This window comes from Cobetia sp. L2A1 (genome assembly GCF_009796845.1).
GTDB lineage: Bacteria > Pseudomonadota > Gammaproteobacteria > Pseudomonadales > Halomonadaceae > Cobetia.
In genome coordinates this window covers 3,558,303-3,577,729 of sequence record NZ_CP047025.1, presented here as the reverse complement: position 1 = coordinate 3,577,729, position 19,427 = coordinate 3,558,303, and the positions used below count along the sequence as shown (strand labels likewise).

Below are 19,427 nucleotides of genomic sequence, written 5' to 3'. Positions count from 1 at the left end.
TTGCCTTATATCGACCAGGTGCTATCTTGCGGTCAGTCCGTTTTTCCACGACTCCTGGCGAATCATGGCTGGTCTTATCCCGCAAGGCTTCATCGACGATCTGCTAGCCCGTACCGATGTGGTCGAGGTGGTGGGCGAGCGCGTTCAGCTGAAAAAGGCTGGCAAGAGCTATGTTGGGCTGTGTCCCTTCCATCAGGAAAACTCACCGTCGTTCAATGTTATCCCCGATAAGCAGTTCTATCATTGCTTTGGATGCGGGGCGAGCGGTAGTGCACTCAAGTTTCTGATGGAGTTTGATCGCCTGCCCTTTCCCGATGCGGTCGAGCAACTGGCCTCACGGCTGGCGCTTGAAGTGCCGCGCGAAGGAGGCAGTCAAAGTCCTCATGAGCGCCGCGAGCGTCAACGTCGAGAGCAAGCCCGTGAAGAAGGCGTCAATCTGCTCGAATCAGCTGCTGATTTCTTCCGCCAACGCCTTACCGAGCCGCTGGCGCAGCCTGCTCGTGATTACCTTGAGGGACGTGGTCTGTCCCGTGAGGTCATGCGTGATTTCGGTATCGGCTTCGCCCCGGAAGGATGGGAGCATCTCAAGCATCATCTGACCAAGCTGGGAGTCAGTGAGGATGTGCAGATCGAATATGGTCTGCTTATCCATCATGAGGAAAGCGGCCGGCGCTACGATCGCTTCCGTGATCGCGTGATATTCCCGATCCGGGACTGGAAAGGCCGCACCATCGCCTTTGGTGGTCGCGTGATGGGCGATGCCAAGCCCAAGTATCTGAACTCGCCTGAGACACCCGTTTTCCACAAGGGGCGAGAGCTCTACGGTCTGTTTGAAGCCCGTAAGGCGAATCGCAAGCTCGAGCGCATGCTGATCGTTGAAGGCTATATGGACGTGGTAGCGCTGGCGCAGTATGGGATTCGCAATGCCTGCGCGACGCTAGGGACTGCCACCAGCGAAGACCACTTGAAGCGCCTCTACCGCTTGGTAGATGAAGTTGTGTTCTGCTTCGATGGCGACAAGGCTGGGCGCCAGGCGGCACGCCGAGCACTGGAAACGGTGCTTGACGTCATGATCGATGGCCGACAAGCGCGCTTCTTGTTTCTACCGGATGGTGAAGATCCGGACTCGCTGGTGCGACGAGAGGGGCAGGAGGCGTTCGAGAAACGCGTGACCTGTGCCTCGGGGCTCTCCGAGTTTCTCTTTGAGCAGGCTGCAGAGGGCCGCGACCTGAAGCGGATGGAGCAGCTGGAACGTTTTGTCACCCAGGCGTTGGAGTGGATTTCCCGCGTACCGGAAGGCGTACTACGCTCATTGTTACTCAAGGAGCTTGAGCGTCGTAGCGGCCTTGAGCGAGAGCGTCTGGACGCCATGCTCATTGAGCGTGCGGCCGTGCGGGAAGCACAGCAGGCACGTTTGCAGCAGCATCAGCAGCTACGACAGTCAGCCAGCGTCGCTTCGGCAGGTAACCCGCTTGAGGGTGGCACGCTTGCAGAGGCCGCAGGAGATTGGTCGTCGCTGGATGAAATGGCGGATGCAGGCTTCGGTGATGGTGAGTCTGATGGCTGGCAGCCTGATGACTGGCACCAAAGTACGAGTAGTGAGCCGCAAGAGGGGGCTCCACAGCACCACGGGACTTCACCCTCAGGGACTTCGCCGGGTCAGCAGGTACGGCGTAGTTCGCCTAAGGCCGCCAGTAAGCGCTTTTCTGTCAGTATGCTGACGCGCTTGTTGCATATGCTGGTCCATGAGCCGCTATTGGCCGCTGAGCTTCCGGATTCTGACGATTGGATCGAAGGTGCCGGTGAGTCGCTCGACAGTGAAGATGCTCTGCTGCTGGGCGAGGTGATCTGTCTGCTCAAGGCAGGGCAGTATCGCTCGCCCCAAGTGTTGCTGGCGCACTTTCTTGGTACAGCGCAAGGACCTCGCCTGGAGCAATTGGCAGCGCATGAGTTGCTGATTCCGCGTGAGGTACGTAGTGCCGAGTTGAAAGGTTTGGTGGAGCATTGCCAGCATCAGCGGGCGCGTAGCACACCGGAAGCTGAGTATCAGGCGCTGTTGGCCAAGGAAAAGCGTGGCGAGAAGTTATCTGCAGAAGAGAAGCAGCGGTTGATGGCACTGCTGATGCAGTTGGCAACGCGGCGCTGATGTGTGGTCGTTCGAAAGGTCAGTGGATGAAAAAACGTTAACTGGCCTTGAAAGACGGTGCTACACACACTATTTAAAGAGGTAGTTCCCGATGCGGACTGCCGCAACGTAACCAATTACGCTAACACACCTGGATGACTCGGCAAATACGCCGCTGGCAGCATCTCGTGATGGCACGCTATACTGGTGCGCTTGATGCTCCCTTCGTTCCTATACCGGCGCCATGCTTGCTCGCTGAGCTGCGTCGCGTCCAGGTGCTTCATTCTTCTTCGTCGAGATAGGGGTTCTATGGCTGGTAATGCGCAGCAGCAGTCGCGTCTCAAGGAGTTGATCGCGCGCGGCAAGGAACAGGGTTACCTGACCTATGCCGAGGTCAACGATCACCTGCCTGAGGATATCGCTGATCCCGAACAGGTAGAAGACATCATCAGCATGATCAATGATATGGGGATCAAGGTTTCTGAAGTAGCGCCTGATGCCGATACCTTGATGATGTCTGACTCTTCCACCGACGAGTCTGCCGCCGAAGAGGCCGTTGCCGCTCTCGCCGCGGTAGAAAGCGACGTGGGCCGCACCACCGATCCCGTGCGCATGTACATGCGCGAAATGGGCACCGTAGAACTTCTGACCCGTGAAGGCGAGATCAAAATTGCCAAGCGGATCGAGGAGGGCACGCGTGAGGTGATGTCGGCACTGGCATTCTTGCCGGGAGCCGTCGACTCTATCCTGGAAGCCTACGACGGTACACTCGGAGAAGATGGCGGGCGTCTGTCTGACCTTTTCTCCGGCTTCATCGATCCTGATGAAGGCGTGCCTGGTGTTGCTGAAGTCGAAGTCGAAGAAGTCGAAGAGACTCCTGAAGGCGAAGAAACCGAAGGCGACGAAGAAGACGAAGATGATACTGCGTCTGAAGGTGGCCCTGATCCGGAGCTTGCGCGCGTCCGCTTTGAGCAGATTCGTGAGCAGAACGAACGGACCAAGGCAGCTCTCGAGGCATACGGTCTTCGTTCTCCCGAGGCGCTGGCCGAGCAGGATCGTCTGGCCGAGTTGTTCTCGCCAATCAAGCTGGTGCCTAAGCACTTTGAGCGCTTGGTAGGTCAGATTCGCGTCTCTGTCGAGCAGGTGCGTCAGCAGGAAAAAGTCATCCTGCAGATCTTCGTCAAGCGCGGCAAGGTGCCCCGTAAGAGCTTCATCAAAGCCTTCCCGGGTAACGAGTCTGACATGGGCTGGTTCGATGGTTTCATCGGTGGCAGCAAGAAGTATTCCGACAAGCTTGAGCCGTTCCGTGCCGATGTGCTTCGCGCTCAGCGCAAGATCGCCTTCGAGCAGGACATGGTCCAGCTGCCGGTCAGCAATCTCAAGGAAGTGAATCGTCGCCTGTCGATCGGTGAGGCCAAGGCACGTCGTGCCAAGAAGGAAATGGTCGAAGCCAATCTGCGTCTGGTGATCTCGATCGCCAAGAAGTACACCAACCGAGGTCTGCAATTCCTGGATTTGATTCAGGAAGGCAACATTGGTTTGATGAAGGCAGTCGACAAGTTCGAGTACCGTCGCGGTTACAAGTTCTCGACCTATGCTACTTGGTGGATTCGTCAGGCGATTACCCGCTCCATTGCGGATCAGGCGCGCACCATTCGTATTCCGGTGCATATGATTGAGACGATCAACAAACTCAATCGTGTTTCGCGTCAGATGCTGCAGGAGATGGGGCGCGAGCCGACGCCAGAAGAGCTCGGCGAGCGTCTTGAGATGCCGGAAGACAAGGTGCGTCGTGTACTCAAGATTGCCAAGGAGCCCATCTCCATGGAGACGCCCATTGGTGATGATGATGATTCGCACCTGGGTGACTTTATCGAAGATGGCTCGATGGTGTCGCCGATCGATTCTGCCACTGGCGAAGGCTTGATCGAAGCGACTCGTGGCATTCTGTCTGGCCTGACCGCGCGTGAAGCCAAGGTGCTGCGCATGCGTTTCGGTATCGACATGAATACTGACCACACGCTCGAGGAAGTCGGTAAGCAGTTCGACGTTACCCGCGAGCGTATTCGTCAGATTGAAGCCAAGGCGCTACGCAAGCTGCGCCATCCGTCGCGCTCTGAGTCACTACGTTCCTTCATGGAAGAGTGATCCAGCGAACTGGAGGTTCAGTCTTCAGCCAGTGTCATCACTGACAGAATGAGTGCCTGAGCCGACAAGACAACGCCCGCCCCCATGTGAATGGGAGGCGGGCGTTGTCGTTTCTGAAAGATGAGGCAGGCGCGACTCAGTTGTCGTTGTCAGGCGCCGTGGTGAAGCTGATGAGGTGAAGGGGCTGCTGCCACGCTGAAGACGACACGACCCTTGACGCAGTGTCTTGATACCGGCCCCATCTGCTCACTGCTCAACCCATCTGGATGTTCCCCGCGGAGCCAGAGTCGGCCGTTGGCATCGATGCGGTGCAGGCGTTTGATCAATTGCCCTAGCTTGGGATGTTCCACCACGACGGTGGAGCCTGGTGCCAATCGCCAGCGACTGGGCCAACGCATGCTGATGATCAGACTGTGCTGCGGAAGACTAGGGGCAAGACTGTGACCGTGCAAGCGGTAGCTACTGAACCAGCGCATGTGAGGCTCCTTGGGAATGAAGGTGTGACACGGTCCATGTCTCATCTATGTCTTTCTACCAGCAGTGGGATAGTTGAATGTTATCCTCTGAATAGTAAAATATAATCATTCTCATTTGGTGTCCAGTCCATTGCTGAAATTGCCTGCCTGGATGAAGGCTGTCAGCCTACAAAAAACCGCCGCTATGATAGCGACGGTTTCTGGGATTACACGAGATAAGAGGCTCTTGCGACAGGAATTAGCGAAGTGCACCCAGCTCCCTCAGTCTTGCGCGGCGTTGGCGGCCCATGCGGATGGCTAGCAGGATGATCTCGATCGCTGCTACCGCCATCAGAGTGTAGCCAAATAGCTCGGTGACTTCTTCAGCAGCATTCTTGACTGAGCGGAGGTAGGAATCGCCCATCAATGTCTCCCAGAATTCAGTGCGTCCGTAAAGACGCGAGAACACATAGGTAGTGAGGAAGCCGGCCCCAAAAAGACCAAAGGCAAAGCTGCGCCCGAAGTGCTCAAACTCCGCCACGAAGCGTGCTCGATTACGCCATACGGCAATTAGCACTGGGATAGCGACGAGGCTGACCAGCACCTGCCAACTGCCATCACCGATCGCTTCATCAAGCAGTGCGTCTTGCTCGCGTATCAGCGAGGCGGCAAATAGCCCGAACAGCAGCAAGCTGATGGTACGCAGGTCTGGCAGGCGCGAATGTACTGCCCACATCGCAGCGGCACTCAAGGCCAGCAGTGTACTTTGCATGTGTTCAGTCCAGCTGGACTCGCTAAAGCCAATATCATTGAAGTGATGCGCATCATGCATGACCAGCATCATCATCGCGGCGATAAGCGGCGCATAGATCGCGAGGCGCAAGCAGGCCTGCATGAAGAGCGAGGTAGGCTGTCGGCCATAGAGTGGCTGCTCGGCACTGATGGGCAGCGGAACAGAGCCATGACTGGGGGTATGGGGTGTCAGGCGAGACAAGAGGCGCTCCGGACAGTCGTGAGACTGCCTGTCAGGTAAGAGTATGGTTTGCCTGCTTATTATAACGCCGCCAATGAGCTGAGTTAATATTGTCTTAAGAAAACTGTGAGATGCCATAAGAGCATCGCTGACTGCAACGTGAATGCCGGAAAGCATCAGTCGGCGTCTTCGCCATTTCAGTGGAGCTCTGGATTGAATTGCCCTGATTGTCAGAATTGTCGCAGGCGATCGCGTTCAGCTTCCTCGACAATCCAGTCATGTACCGCCTGTATGCGGCCATCATCCAGGGTGCCATGAGGGTGCACGATGACATAGCGCTTCCCCGTCAATACCCGTTCGCCGAAAGGGGCGATCAGTGTGCCGCTGGTCAATTCCGTCGTGATGAGCGTACGGCGTGCCATGGCGACACCCATCCCTGCAATCGCGGCTTCCATCGATAGATGATTGCGGTTGAAGGTATAGCCACGCTGAACGTTGACCTCTGGAGCACCGATGCTGGCCAGATAGAATTCCCACTCGGCGTGATCATGGCTGCCGCGCCAGGCAGTGACATCATGAAGTAACGGATACCAGGCCAGATCGGCTGCACTTCGTAACGGTGGGCGACCGCGCATCAAGCCGGGGTGACAGACGGGGAAGATTTCCTCCTCCATCAAATCTGTGACCTGCATGCCGGGATAATGGCCATCGTTAAGGTCAACTGCTAACTCGAAATCGCCCTCGCGTAATGGCGAATCACTGTCCTCGGCACGCACGTGTAGTTCGATATCGGGGAAGCGTGCCTGTAGACGTGGTAGGCGGGGTGCCAGCCATTTGGACAAGAAAGAAGGTACTGAGCGCAAACGAAGTACGCCACTCATCAGGCCGCTGCGAAGCCGCTTCACTTCAAGACCTACCGCACCATAGGATTGTTCAACGACACGTGCCAGGCGTGCGCCTTCCCCCGTTAACTCCAGTCCACGTGAGCGGCGCAAGAATAGCTTGAATCCCAGGCGCTCTTCGAGCTGTTTTATCTGTTGACTGACGGCACCGGTAGTGACGTGAAGCTCTTCTGCGGCACGGGTGAAGGAGGCATGGCGAGCCGCGCAGGCGAACACCTGCAACCATGAATGTGTCTGACCATTCAGATGGCGAGGATTAGGTGTCGTGAGACCTGTTGTAAAGCCAGGCGTGGTGGACATGAGAGAGTCTCGATCTGTCTGAGAATACTTGAAGTCGAATATGACTGAAGATAGATGACGCTAACGGCATAGTGTACGCCGGTTTTATCGCACTTGGTTTAGTAGAGCTAAACCGATGGCCAGTTTTTATGGTTTGTCGCCTTGCCCCCATCCCCATCATGATTACCTCATCCACTTGCAGGCGCAGAGACGCGGCGAGCTTTCGAGACGAGGTGTTGTCATGTCCATCAGCGTATTTGATCTCTTCAAGGTCGGTGTCGGCCCTTCTAGTTCCCATACCGTCGGGCCGATGCGTGCAGCGGCTGAGTTTGTCGAGACGCTGAGGGCACGTGATCTTCTCGAACGTGTCGCACGTGTTGAAGTGCAGCTACATGGTTCACTGTCCGCGACCGGTGCTGGCCACAATACTGATAAGGCGGTCATTCTTGGTCTGATGGGTGAGCTACCGGAGACGATTGATCCGGCCATGATCGAGCCCTGCGTCGAGGAACTGCTGGAATCCCAAACGCTACTGCTCGACAACCGTATTGCGGTGCCCTTCGTCTGGGTGCGTGATATGCAGTGGAGTGATGCGCCGCTGCCCTATCATCCGAATGCCATGCGGTTGATCGCTCATGGTCACCGCGATGAGTTATATCGCAATGTCTACTACTCAGTAGGCGGTGGATTTGTCGTTGATGAAGTAGCGGCTGCGCGCGATCCGCTACTGGAAGATGAAAGCATTCGCCTGCCGTACGAATTCAATACTGCCAATGAGCTGCTGGCGCTGTGCCGCATGCACAAGATGCGTATCAGTGAACTGATGATGGCCAACGAATGTTCACTGCGCAGTGAGACGCAGGTGCGCCGTGGCCTGTGGCGTATCTGGGAAGTGATGAACGAGTGCATCGATAATGGCCTGACGCATGAGGGAATCTTGCCTGGTGGTCTCAACGTCAAGCGACGTGCCAAGCGACTTCATGCCCGCTTGCTGGATGTTGAAACCAGCAAGTCGATCATTACATCGACATTCTCGGCAATGGATTGGGTCAATTTGTTCGCGTTGGCAGTCAACGAAGAGAATGCTGCGGGTGGCCGCATGGTCACTGCGCCGACCAATGGAGCTGCAGGCATCATTCCCGCTGTCCTCAGTTATTACATGAAATTTCAGGAAGATGCTCGTGAGGAGGACGTCGTCGACTTCCTGCTCACCGCAGCTTCCGTTGGCATTCTATGCAAGAAAAACGCCTCTATCTCGGGCGCTGAGGTGGGCTGTCAGGGTGAGGTCGGTTCGGCCTGCGCGATGGCGGCCGCTGGACTCGCTGAATTGATGGGGGGGTCACCGGAGCAAGTCGAGAATGCCGCTGAAATCGGTCTTGAGCATAACCTCGGCCTGACCTGTGACCCGATCGGTGGATTGGTGCAGATTCCCTGTATCGAGCGTAATGCCATTGCCTCCGTGAAGGCGATCAATGCAGCGCAGATGGCGATGTATGGTGATGGCGATCACTTCGTCTCACTCGACAAGGCCATTCGTACCATGCGCGATACCGGTCGTGACATGCAGGACAAATACAAGGAAACCTCCAAGGGAGGCCTTGCAGTCAATGCTATCGAGTGCTGATCGCATGCAGTAAGCGCTAGACGCTTCAGTTTGATTTCATCTCCCGAAGGCTTGCCACCTTCGGGAGCTATCGTGTGGTCTCTGGCCAGAGATCATGTGCTCGGCAACCCTCTTTGACGCCTGTTCAGTCCGGATTTCCGTGACAGAACAGGCGTCTTTTTTTGCGCCGTCGAGGACGCATGATGGCAGACCGGAAGCAGTATTGGCATCTGAGGTGCGCGGTAACTTGTCAGTATGAAAGAAGTATCTGATATATCGGCTATTGGTCGAGTAATTCCTGTCGATGGTGGCAGTCTGAGATCTCATGTTCTAGTTTACGTTAACGTAAATTGCGTTTAGCGCAACGCCTACTGCGATGAGGTAGGTGCTGTGCCCCTATCTGCTTTTGTCGCCACAGACACTGCCGGCTTGCCGGTCAGAGACGGAGTACCGACATGCCATCACCGCCCATACAGGGACCTCGCGAGACCGGCGGTGCCTCTACCACGGTGCCGATCCTCGAGACCCGGGGGTTGAGCAAGGACTTTCGAGGCTTCACGGCCGTCGATGATGTCAATCTGCAGATACAGGAAGGGCATATCCATGCCCTGATCGGTCCTAATGGTGCCGGCAAGACCACGGTCTTCAATCTTCTGACTCGCTTTCTGCCGGCCACCCGTGGCGAGATTCTCTATCGGGGCAAGTCGATCACCCGCATGCGCTCGCATGAAATCGCGCGGCTGGGATTGGTGCGCTCATTCCAGATCTCCGCCGTCTTCGGTCAGATGACAGTGCTTGAAAATGTACTGGTCGCACTACAGCGACCGCTGGGGACGTCGTTTCATTTCTGGAAGCCGAAAAGTTGCCTCGACAGCTTGAACGAGCGCGCACTGCAGTTGTTGGAACAGGTGGGGCTGCACGAGGATGCGAATCGTGTGACAGCCAGTCTGCCCTATGGTCGTAAGCGAGCGCTGGAGCTTGCCACCACGCTAGCACTGGAGCCGACAGTGATGCTGCTCGATGAGCCAACCCAGGGAATGGGAGCGGAAGACGTGGATCGTGTCGTGGAGCTGATTCGTGTTGCGGCTCGCGGGCGCACCGTATTGATGGTGGAGCATAACCTGAGTGTGGTCAGCCGGCTGTGTGATCGCATCAGTGTGTTGGCGCGCGGAAGAGTACTGGCAGAAGGCGACTATGCCAGTGTGTCGGCCAATGCCGAAGTACGCGAAGCCTATCTAGGCAGTGAAGTGTCCGAGTCTGCCGCTGCTCAGCACGAGGAGGCTTGATGACCACTGCACTTGAAGATACCGCGACAACAGCCAGGGCCGCCGTGTCACCAGTGCGTGACGAACAGCTCTGTCTACGTGACTTGAATGCCTGGTATGGCGAGTCTCACGTACTGCATGGCGTCAACATGACCGTGCGGCGCGGCGAGCTGGTCACCTTGCTCGGGCGTAATGGTGCCGGTCGTAGCAGCACGTTGCGCGCGATCATGAATATGGTCGGGCGGCGCAGCGGCGAGATTTTGATCAAGGGCCGGGACAGCATGGGGTTAGCCCCGCATCGCATTGCGCATCTTGGTGTCGGCTTCTGTCCCGAAGAGCGCGGTATCTTTTCGAGCCTGACCGTCGAGGAAAATCTGCTGCTACCGCCGATGGTAAAAGGAGTGGGCAACGGAGAAGACTTGCGTGGCATGACTCTTGAGGAGCTTTACGCGCTGTTTCCCAATCTGCATGAACGCCGTAATAGCCAAGGCACGCGTCTATCCGGTGGCGAGCAGCAGATGTTGGCACTGGCACGCATTCTGAGGACGGGGGCTGATCTGTTGTTGCTCGATGAGATCACCGAAGGGTTGGCGCCGGTCATCAATCAGAAGCTGGGTGAGGTACTGATGATGCTCAAGGCGCGGGGTATGACCATCGTACTGGTGGAGCAGAACTTCCGCTTTGCCGCACCGCTAGCCGACCGACACTATCTGATGGAGCACGGCACCATTCAAGAGGAAATCACCGCCGAAGAATTGCCGGCACGCCATGAGTATCTGCATCGGATGCTGGGCGTCTAATCGACTAGTGCGTGTGTTCATCATGACTGTCGTTATCTGAATAGCCGCCTCTTGATCGCTAAGTTTTCCCCGCACGTCTCAACACAACAATCACAATATTGCCGGTTCGACCGGTCTGGAGATGTCATGCACGCCACTGCTCGCTCTTCTTCACACAAGCCATCACTACTATCACTGCGTATCAGTCTTGCCTTGCGCGCTAGACGTGTACTTCCACCAGGTGCTGCTCTCGTTGGCACGCTGCTGTCGGCGGGTATCGCACAGGCGGATATCAGTGACGATACGGTCAAGATCGGTTATCTGGCTGACATGTCAGGCACCTATCGTGATCTGGCCGGCCCCGGTGGATTGGATGCCTTGAAAATGGCGGTTGAGGACTTCGGAGGGAGTGTCAACGGCAAGCCCATCGAGGTATTGAGCGCCGATGATCGCAACAGTGCCGATGTGGGAGCCAATACCGTACATGGCTGGATCGACCAGCAGAACATCGACATGGTCGCCGGGCTGGTGGCGTCCTCGGTGAGCATCGCGGTCACGCGAATTCTGGCCGAGCAGGACACGCTGGGTATCGTCTCGGGATCAGCGGCTTCCAGTATCACCAATGAACACTGCACACCCAATCACATCCATTGGGTCTATGACACCTATCCGCTGGCCAACGGCACCGCCAAGGCGATTGTCGATGAAGGGGGCGATAGCTGGTTCCTGCTCACCGCTGACTACGCCTTTGGTCATGCGTTGGAGAGCGATGTGGAAAAGGTGGTGACTGAGAATGGTGGCACTATCGTCGGCAAGGTGCGCCATCCGTTCCCGACCAGCGATTTCTCTTCATACATCCTTCAGGCACAGGGCTCTGGCGCCAAGATCGTCGGTTTGGCCAATGCTGGTGCGGATACCGTCAACGCGCTGACCACAGCCAGTCAGTTCGGCTTGGTGCAATCAGGGCAATCGCTGGCGGGTCTGTTGATCTTCCTGAACGACGTGCATGCGCTGGGGCTCAATGTGGCGCAGGGACTGCAACTTACGACTGGCTGGTACTGGGACCTCAACGAGGAAACACGTGCCTGGTCGCAGCGTTATTACGAGCGGAATGAGCGTATGCCAACCATGGTGCAGGCCGGTATCTATTCCAGCACGATGCATTACCTGAATGCCGTTGTTGCGACTGACAGTGACGACACCGCTACCGTGCGCGCGAAGATGGGTGAGACACCGGTCAATGACATGTTCGCCAAGGGCGGCACCATCCGTGCCGATGGCCGTATGGTACATGACATGTATCTGGTAAAGGTGAAGGCGCCGTCCGAGTCAAAAGGCGAATGGGATGTCTATGATGTGGTGCGCACCATTCCTGGTGAAGAGGCTTACCGACCGCTGGCAGATAGCCAGTGTGCGCTGGTCAAGGGCCAAGGCTGATCAGGAGAGCTGATGGCCAGCAGGCCTCTCGTGGTCTTTCACGCGAGCGGCCCATGTTGGCTGCGCTGACACTGGCAAGGCCTGCTGATAAGGAATGGGCGGATGACCATGATCTTTGGAATACCTCTGATGGTGCTGTTCGGGCAGTTGATGCTGGGGCTGATCAATGGCGCCTTCTATGCATTGCTGAGCCTTGGGTTGGCGGTGATCTTTGGCCTGCTGCGCATCATCAATTTTGCCCACGGCGCGCAATACATGCTCGGGGCTTTCGCGGCGCTGCTGGGGGCTCAATATCTCGGGCTCAACTACTGGGCGGCCTTGATTGTCGTGCCGTTGGTAGTCGGTGCGCTAGGTATCGTCATGGAGCGCTTGCTGCTGAGGCGTATCCAGCATCTGGATCACCTCTATGGTTTGCTGCTGACCTTTGGGTTGGCACTGATATTTGAAGGTACGTTGGTCAATCTGTTTGGTGTCTCGGGTTCGAGTTACCCCATTCCAGAGGCATTGAGCGGCGGCTTCAAACTCAGCTTCATGTTCCTGCCCACTTATCGTGCCTGGGTGTTGGTGGCAGCGCTGGTGGTGTGTTTCGCCGTGTGGTTCTTGATCGAGCGGACGCGACTCGGCGCCTATCTGCGTGCCGGTACCGAGAACCCGGAGCTGGTACAGGCTTTCGGTATCAATGTGCCGTTGATGGTGTCGCTGACTTACGGACTGGGCGTAGCGTTAGCAGCCTTCGCAGGGGTGCTGGCCGCACCGCTATACCCGGTATCGCCGACCATGGGTTCCAGCCTGCTGATCGTGGTGTTCGCGGTCGTCGTCATCGGCGGTATGGGCTCGATTCTCGGTGCCATTCTCACCGGGCTGGCGATGGGGATAATCGAGGGGCTGACCAAGGTGTTCTATCCCGAGGCCGCCAACACCGTGATCTTCGTGGTGATGGTGATGGTGCTGATGCTTCGCCCCGCGGGGCTATTCGGAAAGGAGGCCTGACATGGCAGTACTGGAACAAGATCAGAATGCCGCACGTGCTGGCAAGACAGCCCGTCGTATCACACCGATCGGGGCGTTCTATCTCGTGCTTTTCGTGCTCGGCTTGCTGGCACCATGGGTGGCCTATCCCGTTTTCTTGATGAAGATTTTATGCTTTGCACTATTTGCCAGTGCCTTCAATCTGCTGCTCGGCTTCGTCGGATTACTGTCCTTCGGACATGCAGCCTTCCTGGCGACCGGTGCTTACATCACCGGCTTTCTGCTCGCGGAGTACCCGGGGTTGAGTCCAGCGCTGGGGATCGTGGCAGGGACGTTCGGTGCTGTGGTACTGGGTACACTGTTCGGTGCGCTGGCCATTCGGCGGCAGGGTATCTACTTTGCGATGGTGACGCTGGCACTGGCACAGATGATGTTCTTCTTCTTTGTGCAGGCACCCTTTACCCATGGTGAGGATGGTTTACATGGCGTGCCACGTGGCGACTTGTTCGGGCTATTCGATCTTTCCGATAATCACACCCTCTATTACTTCGTGTTCGCTATCTTCGTGGTGGCCTTTGCGCTGATCAGGCGAGTGGTACATTCGCCGTTCGGGCAGGTGCTCAAGGCTATCCGTGAGAATGAACCACGTGCCATCTCACTGGGCTACCACACCGATGCCTACAAGTTGGTGGCTTTCGTACTCTCGGCAGGTTTGGCGGGACTGGCCGGTGCGACCAAGACACTGGTCTTCCAACTTGCCTCGCTGGGCGATGCCAGTTGGCATATGTCAGGGGAAGTGATTCTGATGACGCTGTTGGGTGGTGTTGGCACACTCTTGGGCCCGCTGGTGGGGTCCGGGCTGGTCATCGGGCTACAGCATCAGCTGGCTCAGTCGGCATTGGGTGACTGGGTGAGTGTCATTCTGGGCGCCATCTTCGTGATCTGTGTGCTGAGCTTCCGTAGCGGTATCGTCGGTGAGTGCCAGCGCTGGCTTGAGAAACGCAAAGCACGCGAGTGATAGAGAGAACAGCTCAGAGAAGTGCGGGTAAACGCTGACTTACTTGCGCGCATAAAAAAAGCCCGCCCCCTTGAGGGGCGGGCTTAAATGCCATTGTATATCGAGGGGGATACGCCGGTCCCAGATCCTCGACTCAGCAATGAGCACGCCATGCGAGATAGCCGCCATTAGCCACCTCGATCAATATACTGCATTACCAATGCCATGTTCTTGTTTATTCAAATAAAATCATCTATTTATGAGTAATAACGGGCAGTGATGCTCATCGTCACTACCATGGCTACTGCTAGCTTGGGCTGTAACGGGAGGCGTCATGGTGCGTTGCAGCACGTTATTGCACCATTACTGTGCTGTTTGTTCGACATGTCAGGCCGTCTGCGCTGCGGCTGGTTGGTCAAAGCCGACCTGAACGGCATTTCCCTCAACGCGTACTGGCCACACCTTGAGCCGGAGCGCGGCATCCTCGATGCATTGCCCATCCTTCAATCGATAGCGCTGCTTGTAGAGGGGCGATATTACCAGTGGCTCACCGGACTGATCACCCAGCAATCCACGCGCCATCACGTTGGCCCCCGAGACAGGATCGCGATGATCGATGGCGAAGACCTGCGGCGCATCGCCTCCAGTGGTCGGCAGTGTAAATAGTGCTATCTGAAAAGATTGGCTCTGCTGTGCTTCTGACGTCTCATGCCAGGCGGCGACGCCTGAGCCTTCGACGAGGTCTTCGCGCTGGCAAAGAGTGACCCAGTGCGAGTTATCCATGGAGGTGCCATTCGATGCGGTGAGTGTAGACGTCGTCATTAGCGTATCTCCGTGGCCAGCTGGTGAGTGGCGTTGGTAGAAGAAGCCTCGGCACTAGGACCATCACTGGCAATCAATGCTGTGGGTGCCGGGCGAATCTGCCCGCGTTCGACGATATTGACCACGTCGGGATCCGGGCGTTGATCATTCACGTAGCTGCGGAAGCGCTTGAGCTTTTCAGGATGCTTGAGCGCATTGGCCCATTCGCACTCGTAGCGCTCGACCACCAGCTGCATCTGGGTCTCCAGCACGTCGCCGAGCCCGAGACTGTCGTCGATGATGACGTCTTTCAAATAGTCGAGGCCGCCTTCGAGACCTTCACGCCATACCGACGTGCGCTGCAGGCGATCAGCAGTGCGGATATAGAACATCAAGAAGCGATCAATCGTGCTGATGAGAGTCTCGTCGTCGAGGTCAGTCGCGAATAGCTCCGCATGGCGCGGGCGCATGCCGCCGTTACCGCAGACATATAAATTCCAGCCATTCTCGGTCGCAATGACACCGACATCCTTGCTCTGGGCTTCGGCACATTCACGTGTACAGCCGGATACGGCGAACTTGAGCTTGTGTGGTGAACGCAGGCCCTTGTAGCGATCTTCCAATCTCAAGGCCATCGCCATGCTGTCCTGTACGCCATAGCGGCACCAGGTGGTACCGATGCAGGACTTTACTGTCCGTGTCGATTTTCCGTAGGCATGCCCCGTTTCGAAGCCGGCCGCGATCAGCTCGCCCCAGATTTCCGGCAGCTCGTGTAACTGGGCGCCGAATAGATCGATGCGTTGGCCGCCGGTGATCTTGGTATAGAGGTTGTAGCGTTTGGCAACGTCGCCAATAGCGATCAGCTTGTCAGGCGTTATCTCACCACCGGGAATGCGTGGCACGACTGAGTAGGTGCCGTTTTTCTGCATATTGGCCATGAAGGTATCGTTGGTATCTTGTTGCGGGATATGCGAGGGGTCGGTAATGGGCGCATTCCAGCAGGAAGCGAGAATGGAGCCCACTGCCGGCTTGCAGATCTCGCAGCCCAGCGCACCAGCATGGCGACCATGGCGGGCCATCAGCTCGCTAAAGGTCTCGATACTCTCGACGCGCACGAGTGAGTAGAGTTCCTGTCGCGTGTGGGCGAAGTGCTCGCACAGTGAGTGATCAACCTCGACGCCGCGGCTCTCGAGTTCTGCATCGACGACCTTCTTGAGCAATGCCGCACAACCACCGCAGCCGGTGCTGGCTTTGGTGCTGGCCTTGATGGCGCCAAGGTCGTTGTGGCCAGCATCAATGGCACCACAGACGTCGCCTTTGGAGACGTTGTGACATGAGCACAGCGTCGCTGTTGCTGGCAGTGCATCAGCGCCTAGCGTAATCGCCTCACCGCTGCTGTCGGGAAGGATGAGTGCTGCCGGGTCCTTGGGTGCCGCGATAGCATTGCTGACATATTGCAACAGTGTGTCGTAGCGGGAGTTATCGCCCACCAGGACTGCGCCGAGCACCTGCTTGCGGTCTTTCGAGACGACGAGACGACGGTAGACGCCTTCTGCTTCATCGCAGTAGCGATAACTGATGGCACCTTCCGTCTGGCCATGTGCATCGCCGATGGAGCCAACATCGACACCAAGCAGTTTGAGCTTGGTCGACATGTCGGCACCCTGGAAGCAGAAGCTGTCTCCCGCCTCGTCAGATTCGCCATGGGTACTGGCCGCCAGTAAGGAGGCCACGCCCCGTGCCATTTGATAGCCGGGTGCTACCAGGCCAAAGATGCGCGATTGCCATAGTGCGCACTCGCCAATGGCGAAGATTTCGGGGTCGGAGGTGCGGCACTCGTCATCGATGATGATGCCGCCACGCTCACCTATTTCGAGGCTGGCGGTACGCGCCAGAGCATCCTGTGGGCGAATACCGGCAGAGAACACGATCAGATCGGTCTCCAGGTGTTCGCCATCGGCGAAGTTCATGCGCCACTTGTAGTCATTGCCAGGCACGATGCTAGTGGTGGCGCGGTTGAGATGTACTCCGACGCCCAACGCGGTGATGTGCTGCTTCAATGTCTGGCCACCGTCTTCATCCAGCTGTACGGGCATCAGTCGTGGGGCGAACTCGACCACATGCGCTTCCAGTCCGAGCGATTTGAGCGCATTGGCCGCTTCAAGCCCTAGCAGACCACCACCGACCACCACGCCACGAGTCTTCCCTTCGGCTGCAGCGCGAATCTGGTCGAGATCCTCCAGTGTGCGATAGACCAGTCGATTGCTCGCCGCAGCGACACTTCCCATGGCCCCAAGTCCTTCGATGGGCGGTACAAAGGGTGTCGAGCCCGTGGCCATTACCAGGCTGTCATAGGGATAGCGCCCGCGGGAGGTGACGACTTCACCGTTATCACGGTCAATTGAGATGACAACTTCGTCGAGGTGCAGCGTGATACCGCTTGCGACATAGTCTTCGGCACTCCCCAGTGCCAGTGATTCAGCATCGCGCCCTGTGAAGTATTCCGAGAGGTGCACGCGGTCGTAAGCGATGTGGCGCTCTTCGCCGAAGACATGAATCTGATAGTGGGCGGTGGCGCCTTGTTCGATCAGCTGCTCGATGCAGTGATGACCGACCATGCCGTTACCAATGATGATCAGGTTTTTCATGCGGCCTCCTCAAGAGAGTCAGGTGTAATGTGTGCGCTATCGCGCTGGGCGGTGTTGATGTCGGTACCAGGATCAGGCTTGGTGTTAGCGCTTTTGTTGCGTGCACGACTCGTGGGGTCGTTGGGCGAAGGGGGAGGCGTATCGTCAAGCCGCGCTAGTGCTTCTTCAGGAGCGAACAACAGATCTTCGCGAATGTCCGCGAGTGGTGTGGCGGCCTTGAGCGCTTCGAAGAGCGCATTGCCAGCGCTGACATCGCCGTAGAGCACGACACCGATCAAGCAGTTGTCGCGAAGTAATAGGCGGCGATAATCGTTGAGAACGGAATCTTGATAGACAAGGACTTCATCCCCCTCGGCTGGCGTAAGCTCACCGCAGCTATAAAGGTCGATACCACTGACCTTTAGGCGGGTCGCGAGTGGGGCATTGCAATAGGGTGTTGTCGGTAATTCGAGTAGCTGGCGGGCCAGTACCTCTATTTGAGCCCAGATGGGTTCGATCAGCCCGAAGGTCTCGCCGTCGACTTCGCAACACTCCCCCAACGCGTGAATATGGGGATCGCTGGTGAGCAGATGGCCATCGACACAGATCGCGCGCTGGCATGTCAGGCCGGCGGTCTGCGCCAGCGACATCTCGGGACGAATGCCGGTGGCGGCGACGGTCAGATCAGCCTGAAGCTCACGGCCATTGGTAAGGCGTACGCCAGTGATGCGGCCATCAGGCGACTGAAGCCACTGGTCCAGATGAGTGTTGGTGATGATGTCGAGTCCGCGGCCTGTCAGTTCCTGCTCCAGTAGGCCTGCGGCGATGCCATCCAGCTGGCGGTTCATCAATCGCTCGCTACGCTGAAGAAGAGTGACGTCTAGCCCGCCTTTGCGTAGCCCTTCCGCAGCTTCTAGCCCCAGAAGTCCACCACCGATTACCAGCGCCCGACCGCCTTCGCTACACGCCAGACGCATCTGCTCGACATCCTTTAGCTCTCGAAACCCCATCAAACCTTCGGGCCAGTCTGTTGGTGCATGGGCTGTTGCAGACCGAGGGCGCGTTAGTGTCGATATCGGCAAGGTCAGCGGCAGTGCAGGGCGTGATCCAGTGGCGATGACGAGCCGCTGGTAGGGTAGGCGGCATCCATTGGTAGTCACTAGCTGGCGAGCTTCTCGATCAATCTGCACGACGGAATCGCCGCTGAGGCGTGTAATCCCATGGCCGGTGAACCAGTCGTCGGATTGGCTGGTCAAGCTGCCTGCCTTGACATCTCCGGCCAGTAACGGCGATAGCTGGATGCGGTTATACGGTAGGTGCGGTTCTTCGCCGATGACCAGTACAGGCCAGGGAAGCTTTTCATCAGGTGCAAGTGCGACCAGTTGCTCTAACAGCTTCTGCGCGGCCATACCGTGACCGATGATCACGAGCCTTGCGATAGCGTCATCGAATGAAGATGTTGCAATAGCCGCTGAGTCATCGGGAAAAGATGGCTGCTGCATGCTGCCTCCTTGCGGTGATGCGTATTGCACATAAAAAAAGACGCCTGCGCGGCGTCGTGATGATCACGGCGTCGTGCAGGCGTCTTTGCCTGAAAACGGTGGCTAAGCATTGGATATGCGAGGTGCAGTGCCGAAAGAGCGGGACGCTGCATCAGGTATGTCGAATCGAAAGCACTAGTGCACGGTGAGACATTCGATCCGGAGTCGTCATTGACTCAACCCGATATGATAGGAGCGAATTTAGTGCCGTCGAGGTTAAATCGACGCATTATCATTGAGTTGCGTCGCTATTGTATCGAAAGCATGTGTTCATTAGAGGGGGTGCCGTGGGCTGCTGGTGCAGTAAATGGCGCTGGCGCACTTTGCTGGTGCGCTCTACGTATGGCGAATAGTATCGGTGTCACCATATCGAGCGCTGAGTGAGGGTAAGGCGTTGTTCTTGTGGAATAACATCAGTAAGTGGCCTGTTATCTGCGTCTGGTATGACATTCGCATACAGGGGTAGCTGGCGGATCAACCAGGCAAAGACGCTTGCTTGATTCGGCCAACGGCGGTCACGTCAGCC

Annotated in this window: 14 protein-coding genes; 8 read left to right on the top strand and 6 right to left on the bottom strand. The window is 57.0% G+C overall.

Annotation, left to right across the window (positions count from 1 at the left end; all coding sequences use genetic code 11):
• Positions 1–64 precede the first annotated feature (64 nt).
• Together dnaG and rpoD are read left to right on the top strand one after the other, a co-directional pair.
• On the top strand, positions 65–2,146 hold the full coding sequence (gene dnaG / locus GQR90_RS15160; protein ID WP_158774829.1) for a DNA primase: 2,082 nt from the start codon (positions 65–67) through the stop codon (positions 2,144–2,146).
• A 288-nt stretch (positions 2,147–2,434) separates the two neighbouring features.
• Entirely contained in the window at positions 2,435–4,273 is a 1,839-nt protein-coding gene (rpoD, locus tag GQR90_RS15155; RefSeq protein WP_158774828.1) for an RNA polymerase sigma factor RpoD, read from the top strand.
• A 149-nt stretch (positions 4,274–4,422) separates the two neighbouring features.
• Here rpoD and GQR90_RS15150 read toward each other — a convergent pair whose 3' ends face one another.
• From GQR90_RS15150 to GQR90_RS15140, 3 genes are all read right to left on the bottom strand, one after another.
• Entirely contained in the window at positions 4,423–4,749 is a 327-nt protein-coding gene (locus tag GQR90_RS15150) for a hypothetical protein (RefSeq protein ID WP_158774827.1), read from the bottom strand.
• A 238-nt stretch (positions 4,750–4,987) separates the two neighbouring features.
• Complete coding sequence (locus GQR90_RS15145; RefSeq protein ID WP_158774826.1) at positions 4,988–5,722, bottom strand: hypothetical protein; 735 nt, start codon at positions 5,720–5,722, stop codon at positions 4,988–4,990.
• A 209-nt stretch (positions 5,723–5,931) separates the two neighbouring features.
• Entirely contained in the window at positions 5,932–6,903 is a 972-nt protein-coding gene (locus GQR90_RS15140) for a LysR substrate-binding domain-containing protein (RefSeq protein ID WP_158774825.1), read from the bottom strand.
• Positions 6,904–7,123: 220 nt separating this feature from the next.
• Here GQR90_RS15140 and GQR90_RS15135 point away from each other — a divergent pair, with 220 nt between their 5' ends.
• The 6 genes from GQR90_RS15135 to GQR90_RS15110 all read left to right on the top strand — a co-directional run bounded on the left by GQR90_RS15135 (position 7,124) and on the right by GQR90_RS15110 (position 13,953).
• Positions 7,124–8,506: an L-serine ammonia-lyase gene (locus GQR90_RS15135; protein ID WP_158774824.1), complete on the top strand. Its 1,383-nt coding sequence runs from the start codon at positions 7,124–7,126 to the stop codon at positions 8,504–8,506.
• Positions 8,507–8,940: 434 nt separating this feature from the next.
• Positions 8,941–9,771 (top strand): ABC transporter ATP-binding protein, encoded by an 831-nt coding sequence (locus GQR90_RS15130; RefSeq protein WP_158774823.1) that lies wholly within the window; start codon positions 8,941–8,943, stop codon positions 9,769–9,771.
• Positions 9,771–10,550 carry an ABC transporter ATP-binding protein gene (locus GQR90_RS15125; RefSeq protein WP_158774822.1) on the top strand — a complete coding sequence of 260 codons (780 nt, stop codon included), beginning with the start codon at positions 9,771–9,773 and terminating at the stop codon, positions 10,548–10,550. Before GQR90_RS15130 ends, GQR90_RS15125 begins: the two co-directional genes overlap by 1 nt.
• Before the next feature lie 126 nt (positions 10,551–10,676).
• Positions 10,677–11,966, top strand: coding sequence for an ABC transporter substrate-binding protein (locus tag GQR90_RS15120; protein WP_158774821.1), 1,290 nt, complete (start codon positions 10,677–10,679; stop codon positions 11,964–11,966).
• A 102-nt stretch (positions 11,967–12,068) separates the two neighbouring features.
• Entirely contained in the window at positions 12,069–12,956 is an 888-nt protein-coding gene (locus GQR90_RS15115; RefSeq protein ID WP_158774820.1) for a branched-chain amino acid ABC transporter permease, read from the top strand.
• Position 12,957: 1 nt separating this feature from the next.
• Positions 12,958–13,953 (top strand): branched-chain amino acid ABC transporter permease, encoded by a 996-nt coding sequence (locus GQR90_RS15110; RefSeq protein WP_158774819.1) that lies wholly within the window; start codon positions 12,958–12,960, stop codon positions 13,951–13,953.
• Between the two features lie 366 nt (positions 13,954–14,319).
• On the opposite strand, the gene nirD is transcribed toward GQR90_RS15110, so the two are convergent.
• The 3 genes from nirD to GQR90_RS15095 are packed head-to-tail and all read right to left on the bottom strand — an operon-like array spanning position 14,320 to position 18,862.
• Entirely contained in the window at positions 14,320–14,754 is a 435-nt protein-coding gene (gene nirD / locus GQR90_RS15105) for a nitrite reductase small subunit NirD (protein ID WP_158774818.1), read from the bottom strand.
• Positions 14,754–17,381 (bottom strand): nitrite reductase large subunit NirB, encoded by a 2,628-nt coding sequence (nirB, locus tag GQR90_RS15100; protein ID WP_158774817.1) that lies wholly within the window; start codon positions 17,379–17,381, stop codon positions 14,754–14,756. Before nirB ends, nirD begins: the two co-directional genes overlap by 1 nt.
• The gene (locus GQR90_RS15095) at positions 17,378–18,862 is read right to left on the bottom strand and encodes an NAD(P)/FAD-dependent oxidoreductase (RefSeq protein ID WP_158774816.1); all 1,485 of its coding nucleotides are present in this window, start codon (positions 18,860–18,862) and stop codon (positions 17,378–17,380) included. The genes nirB and GQR90_RS15095 overlap by 4 nt, the downstream gene beginning before the upstream one ends.
• Positions 18,863–19,427 lie beyond the last annotated feature (565 nt).